This window comes from Oleiphilus sp. HI0067, from assembly GCF_001635735.1.
On record NZ_LWFI01001417.1, the window covers coordinates 1 to 1,108 of the forward strand.

Below are 1,108 nucleotides of genomic sequence, written 5' to 3' on the forward strand. Positions count from 1 at the left end.
GCTGAAGGCTGTCGCTCATGCTGGTGAAGAGGGACCGCCGTCATATATATATGAGGCTTTAGATTTACTCAAAGTTGATCGTATTGATCACGGCGTTCGGTGTTTGGAAGACGAAGCGCTTGTTGAACGGCTAGTGGAAGAGGGTATTCCTCTGACGGTTTGTCCGCAAAGCAATGTGCGTTTGAAAGTGTTTGAGAAGATGGCTGATCACACAATCCTTCAAATGCTCGATCGGGGGTTGATGGCGACTGTTAACGCAGATGACCCGTCATTCTTTGGAGGATACTTGTTAGATAACTTTCAATTCATGGCAAATGATTTAGCGATGACGCGAGCTCAAGCCGCGCGTCTTGCTGAAAATAGCATTCGAAGTAGTTTTATATCTGGAGACTTGGAAAATAATTATCTAGAAAAGCTTAAGAAAGTTATCGCATAGAGGAAAATATAAGATGAAGCATCAAGGAAGTTGCCACTGTGGTCCGGTCAAGTTTAACTTTGATGGACCTGAAATCGAGAGCGGTTTGCTATGTATTTGTTCAATCTGTCGGCGCAAAGGGGCTGTCATGACGCCCCTCTCGATTGCTGCAAATGATCTGTCTATTGAAACGAGTGTTTAAGTAGCTACCATTTTGGTACTGAGGTGGCAGAACATTTTTTCTGTAATAAATGCGGTATTTACACTTTTCATGAAACGCGCAGGGAGCCTGGTCAATTTAGAGTCAATGTAGTCTGCTTAGATGATGTCGATGCTCGCGCGTTAGAGATTACTGTATTTGATGGTGCTTCTCTGTAATCCAGTATTTAGAAGGTGTCGTTGCTACTTTCTTTAACGGCATCTCTAATTTTCTGCTGTTCCTCAATCAATTGATAAGCGATAAAGTATTTTGAAATGTTGGCGACGTAACTCACCGTTTCTCTGCCTACATGTCTAGCAACGGCATGCTCTACGTTACCAAACCATTTGTTTGGGTCTAAACCAAGTTTTTTTGTTGTTCTTCTCAATCGATGAATTCTTGTTGGTCCAGCGTTGTAAGCAGCAAATGCGAACAGTACCTTATTGGCGTCTGAAATTTTGGGGTCGTTGAAGTAGTGATTGATAATCTTTCTT

The 1,108-nt window shown here is 42.4% G+C and carries 1 protein-coding gene and 1 pseudogene; one reads left to right on the forward strand and one right to left on the reverse strand.

Features of this window, described 5'->3' with window-relative positions:
- A partial coding sequence (locus A3739_RS22475) for an adenosine deaminase (RefSeq protein WP_369821117.1) occupies positions 1–436 on the forward strand: 436 nt, incomplete at its 5' end.
- Positions 437–801: 365 nt separating this feature from the next.
- Here A3739_RS22475 and A3739_RS30290 read toward each other — a convergent pair.
- Positions 802–1,108 (reverse strand): annotated as a pseudogene (locus A3739_RS30290) (hypothetical protein); the annotation flags it as partial.